This is a genomic window from Actinosynnema sp. NPDC059797, from assembly GCF_042732085.1.
GTDB lineage: Bacteria > Actinomycetota > Actinomycetes > Mycobacteriales > Pseudonocardiaceae > Actinosynnema.
The window spans coordinates 13174-18702 of record NZ_JBHWIE010000134.1 but is presented as its reverse complement, the minus strand read 5'-3'; the positions used below and the strand labels follow the sequence as shown (position 1 = coordinate 18702).

4 protein-coding genes and 1 pseudogene are annotated in these 5529 nt (G+C 71.5%); 3 read left to right on the top strand and 2 right to left on the bottom strand.

The features are described from left to right. Positions 1–1818, bottom strand: a 1818-nt coding sequence (locus ACFV4N_RS25500) for an ABC transporter ATP-binding protein (protein WP_499675115.1), incomplete at its 3' end; no start/stop codon positions are given. Then, entirely contained in the window at positions 1815–3548 is a 1734-nt protein-coding gene (locus ACFV4N_RS25495) for an ABC transporter ATP-binding protein (RefSeq protein ID WP_499675114.1), read from the bottom strand. The genes ACFV4N_RS25500 and ACFV4N_RS25495, both read right to left, overlap by 4 nt. Positions 3549–3643: 95 nt before the next feature. Between ACFV4N_RS25495 and ACFV4N_RS25490 the strand changes: the two genes are divergently transcribed. From ACFV4N_RS25490 to ACFV4N_RS25480, 3 genes and pseudogenes are all read left to right on the top strand, one after another. Further along, on the top strand, positions 3644–4357 hold the full coding sequence (locus ACFV4N_RS25490) for a TetR/AcrR family transcriptional regulator (RefSeq protein WP_499675113.1): 714 nt from the start codon (positions 3644–3646) through the stop codon (positions 4355–4357). An 88-nt stretch (positions 4358–4445) separates the two neighbouring features. Next, positions 4446–5123, top strand: coding sequence for a response regulator (locus tag ACFV4N_RS25485; RefSeq protein WP_499675112.1), 678 nt, complete (start codon positions 4446–4448; stop codon positions 5121–5123). Further along, positions 5120–5529, top strand: a pseudogene (locus ACFV4N_RS25480) (hypothetical protein); the annotation flags it as partial. The gene ACFV4N_RS25485 and the pseudogene ACFV4N_RS25480, both read left to right, overlap by 4 nt.

The window sequence follows — 5529 nt, the reverse complement described above, 5'->3', positions numbered from 1 at the left end:
GTGGTAGGCGCCGTGCGCCTCCAGCAGCTCCTCGTGCGTGCCCTGCTCCACGATCCGGCCCGACTCCATCACCAGGATCAGGTCCGCGTCGCGGATCGTCGACAGCCGGTGGGCGATGACGAAGCTCGTCCGCGACGACCGCAGCGCCGCCATCGCGTGCTGCACCAGCGACTCGGTGCGCGTGTCCACCGAGGACGTCGCCTCGTCCAGGATCAGCAGCGACGGGTCGGCCAGGAACGCGCGCGCGATCGTGATCAGCTGCTTCTCGCCCGCGCTGACGTTCGTGCCCTCCTCGTCGATCACCGTGTCGTACCCGTCGGGCAGCGTCCGGACGAACCGGTCCACGTAGGTGGCGCGCGCGGCCGCCAGGATCTCCTCCTCCGACGCGCCGGGGCGGCCGTAGGCGATGTTGTCCCGGATGGTGCCGCCGAACAGCCACGTGTCCTGGAGCACCATGCCGATGCGCGAGCGCAGGTCCGAGCGCCGCAGCGCGGTGATGTCCACCCCGTCCAGCGTGATCCGGCCCGCGCCCAGCTCGTAGAAGCGCAGCACGAGGTTCACCAGCGTGGTCTTGCCCGCGCCGGTCGGTCCCACGATCGCCACCGTCTGACCGGGTTCGGCCACCAGCGACAGGTCCTCGATCAGCGGCTGGTCCGGCCGGTAGGAGAACCCGACGTGCTCGAACTCCACCCGGCCGCGGCCCGCCGCCGGCTCCGGGGCGTCCACCGGGTCCGGCTCCTGCTCCTCCGCGTCGAGCACCTCGAACACCCGCTCGGCCGAGGCCACGCCCGACTGCATCAGGTTCGCCATCGACGCCACCTGGGTCAGCGGCTGGGTGAACTGCCGCGAGTACTGGATGAACGCCTGCACCTCGCCCAGCGTCATCGCGCCCGAGGTGATCCGCAGGCCGCCGACCACCGCGATCGCGACGTAGCTGATGTTCGACAGGAACATCATCACCGGCATGATCAGGCCGGACAGGAACTGCGCGCTCGTCGCCGAGCCCACCAGCTCGTCGTTGCGCCGACGGAACTCCTCCTCGGACTCCCGCTGCCGGCCGAAGACCTTCACCAGCTGGTGGCCGGTGAAGGCCTCCTCGATGTGCGCGTTGAGCGCGCCGGTGTGCTTCCACTGCGCCACGAACTGCGCCTGGGAGACCTTGCGGATCCGGCCCGTCACGATCACCGACACGGGGATCAGCAGCAGCGCGATCAGCGCCAGCAGCGGCGAGATGGTGACCATCATGACCAGCACGCCCACCACGGTCAGCAGCGAGACCAGCAGCTGGCTCAGCGTCTGCTGCAACGTGGTCGCGATGTTGTCGATGTCGTTGGTGACGCGGGACAGGGTCTCGCCGCGGGGCTGGCCGTCGAAGTAGCGCAGCGGCAGCCGGTGCAGCTTGGCCTCCACGTCGGCCCGCAGCGCGAGGATCACCCGCTGCACCACGTTGTTGAGGATGCGGCCCTGCGCCCAGCCGAACAGCGACGAGACCAGGTACAGCCCCAGCGCCCACGCCAGCACCGCGCCGAGCGCGTCGAAGTCGATCCCGGCGCCCGGCTCGCCGCGCAGCCGCCCGATGACGCCGTTGAAGATGATGTCGGTGGCGTGGCCGAGGACCTTCGGGCCCGCCACCGCGAAGGCGACGCTGATCACGCCCAGGGCGACGACGACCGCGATCGCGTTCCGCTCCGGCCGCAGCCGTCGCGCGAACCGCCGGGCCGACGGCTTGAAGTTCTCGGCCTTGCCCATCGGCATGCCCATGCCGGGGAAGCCCGCGCCCATCCGCGCCGGCGCGCGGTTCGTCGTGGTGGTGCTCATGCGGCCTGCTCCGGGGTCAGCTGGGACTCGACGATCTCGACGTAGGTGGGGCACGTGCCCAGCAGCTCGCGGTGCGTGCCGATACCGACGACGGACCCGTTGTCCAGCACCACGATCCGGTCCGCGTCGATGATCGTCGACACCCGCTGGGCGACGACGATCACGACCGCGTGCGCGGTGTGCGGGCGCAACGCCGCGCGCAGCCGCGCGTCCGTGGCCAGGTCGAGGGCGGAGAACGCGTCGTCGAACAGGTAGACCGCGGGCTTGCGGACCAGCGCCCGCGCGATGGACAGCCGCTGCCGCTGGCCGCCGGAGACGTTCGTGCCGCCCTGCGCGATCGGCGCGTCCAGCCCCTCGGGCATGGCCTCCACGAAGTCCCGCGCCTGCGCGACCTCCAGCGCCGCCCACAGCTCCTCGTCGGTGGCGCCGGGGTTGCCGTAGCGCAGGTTGCTCGCGACCGTGCCGGTGAACAGGTACGGCCGCTGCGGCACCAGGCCGATGCGCGAGCACAGCGCGTCCGCGTCCAGCTCCCGCACGTCCGCGCCGTCGACCAGCACCGAGCCGGAGGTGACGTCGATGAGCCGGGGCACGAGGTTGAGCAACGTGGTCTTGCCCGCGCCGGTGCTGCCGATGATCGCGGTCGTCTTGCCCGCCTCGGCCTTGAAGGAGACGCCGCGCAGCACGGGGTCCGCCGCGCCGGGGTAGCGGAACTCGGCGTCGGCGAACTCCACCTCGGCCCGCCTGGGCAGCTCCACGACGGGCGCGGCCGGCGGCTTCACCGACGACTCGGTGTCCAGCACCTCGTTGATCCGCTCGGCGCTCACCGCGGCGCGCGGGATCATCATCGAGATGAACGTGGCCATCATGACCGACATGAGGATCTGCATCAGGTAGCTGACGAACGCGGTCAGCGCGCCGACCTGCATCTGGCCCGCGTCGACCCGGTGGGCGCCGAACCACAGCACGGCCACGCTGGAGGCGTTGAGGATCAGCATCACGACCGGGAAGATCAGCGCCTGCAGCCGGCCGACCCGCAGCGCGGTGTCGGTCAGCGCCCGGTTGACCTCCGAGAACCGCCGGGTCTCGTGGGGCTCGCGGACGAACGCGCGCACCACGCGGATGCCGGACAGCTGCTCGCGCAGCACCCGGTTGACCGCGTCGATCCGGTCCTGCATCAGGCGGAACTGCGGCACCATCCGCACCACGATCAGCCCGATCGAGACGGCCAGCGCGGGCACGCACACGAGCAGCAGCCAGGACAGGCCGACGTCCTCGCGCAGCGCCATCACGATGCCCGCCACGCACATGATCGGCGCGGTGACCAGCATGGTGCACACCATCACCACCAGCAGCTGCACCTGCTGCACGTCGTTGGTGGTGCGGGTGATCAGCGAGGACGGCCCGAACGCGGCGACCTCGCGCGCCGAGAACTCGCCGACCCGGTGGAACACGGCGGACCGCACGTCACGGCCGAAGCCCATGGCGGTGCGGGCGCCGTAGTAGACGGCCCCGATGGAGCAGCCGATCTGGATGACGCTGACCAGGAGCATCCAGCCGCCGGTGGACAGGATGTAGTCCGTGTCGCCGGTGGCGATGCCGAAGTCGATGATGTCGGCGTTGAGGCTCGGCAGGTACAGCGAGGCGATCGTGCCGACGAGCTGGAGCACCAGCACGATCGAGAGTTCTCGCCGGTAAGGCCGCAGGTGGGTGCGGAGCAGGCGGGTGAGCAAGGACTTCCCCCATAAGAAACGGATCGTGTCTAATGTGTGCAAGGTAGACCTGTTTTATAAGAAACGCAACGTATCTAATGTGTCCGAGGAGCAGGGTGGCAGAACCGAGGTCGCGTCGACGCGGAGCCGAGCTGGAGGCCGCGATCCTGGACGCCGCGTGGGCCGAGCTGACCGAGGTGGGCTACGCGCGCCTGACCATCGAGACCGTGGCGAAGAGGGCCGGCACGAGCAAACCGGTCATCTACCGCCGCTGGCCGGGCCGGGCCGAGCTGGCCCTGGCGGCGTGGAACCGCCGGGTACCGGCGTCGCTGGCGCCGACCGACACGGGCGAGCTGAGAGAAGACCTGGTCACGCTGTTCTCCGCGGTCGCCCGCCGGGCGGATTCGATGATGAACGAGATGATCGCGGGCGTCATGGGCGAGGCGTTCCGCCACCCGGAGGTGGCCGAGATCCTCCGCGACCGCCTGACCGGGACGTCCCCGCTGACCGGCGCCGTGGACGCCATCGTCTCCAGGGCCGTGGACAGGGGCGAGCTGCCGCCCGTCCAGGTGCCTCACCGGGTGGCCCGCGTCCCGCTGGACCTGATCCGCAGCGAGGCCATGACCTGCGGCGCACCCCTGTCCGACGAGGCGATCGCGGAACTCGTGGACGACATCTACCTCCCCCTCCTGCACGGCCTCGCCTCCCAACCGTCCCGCCAGGATGGCGGGGCGGAGTCGTCCGGGCGACCCGATTTGCCGGTTCGGCATCAAGCCGGTGGCGGAAGTCCCGGCCGGCCGCTGACGTACCCTCGACCTGCAAGTTCGTGACGAGGCGAAGCCGACGCGGCCGACGTCGTGGTCCCACGGCCGTGGACCGCCGACCGGGGGACCGCGCCACCAGCGAGGAGGTCCGCCCGTGCCGCGGTTGCAGCTCGTCGAGGACGACGCGACGTTGGCCGAGGCGCTGTCCCGGGCGCTGCGCGGCCTCGGCCACGAGGTCGTGGTCGCGGAGTCCGGGGAAGAGGCGCTGGAGCGGCGGACGCCGGTCGACCTGGTGCTGCTGGACGTGATGCTGCCCGGCATCGACGGCTTCGAGGTGTGCCGGCGCCTCCGCGCGACCGACACCGTCCCGGTGATCCTGCTGACCGCGCGCGGCGACGCGGTGGACGTCGTGGTCGGGCTGGAGTGCGGCGCGGACGACTACGTGGTGAAACCGGTCGAGCCGAGGGTGCTGGACGCGCGGGTGAAGGCCATCCTGCGCCGCACCGCCCCCGCCCTGCCGCCCCGGCGGGACGTGCACACCATCGGCGACCTGGAACTGGACACCGCCGCCATGACGGTCGTCCGGGACGGGGCCGAGGTGAAGCTGACCTCCACCGAGATCCGGTTGCTGATCGAGTTCGCCGAGCACCCCGGCCAGGTGCTCAGCAGGCAGGCGCTGCTCAAGCGGGTGTGGGACTACGGGTTCGCGGGCGACTCGCGCCTGGTCGACGCGGCCGTGGCCCGGCTGCGCGCCAAGATCGAGCCGGAGCCAGCCAACCCGACCCTGCTGCGCACCGTCCGGGGGTTCGGCTACCGCCTGGTCCTGCCGTGACGCGCCGGCTCGGCCTGAGGGGCGCCGTCGTGCTGACCGTCGCGGTGGTGACGGTCGTCACCACGGTCGCCATGGCGACGACGGCGTACCTGCTCCAGGCCGGGGCGACCCGCGAGCGGTTCGCCGACTCGGCGCAGGCGTCGTTCGACTCCGACGCCCAGCAGGCGCACCAGTTCCTGGTCCGCAGCGCCGAGTTCGAGTCGGTCGTCGCGGGCGTGGCGGAGTACATGCGCGCCCGCCTCGGCCTCACCTGGGCCGTCGTGAACCGCACCCCCACGTCGGGGCCGCTGTCCGCGGTGTCCGGCGGGATGTACGTGCCGGTGGAGGGCACCGGCGGCCGGCACCCCGGCCAGCTCCCCGCGTCCACCCTGGACGCGCTGGGCAGGGGTTCCACGCGGTACGAGGT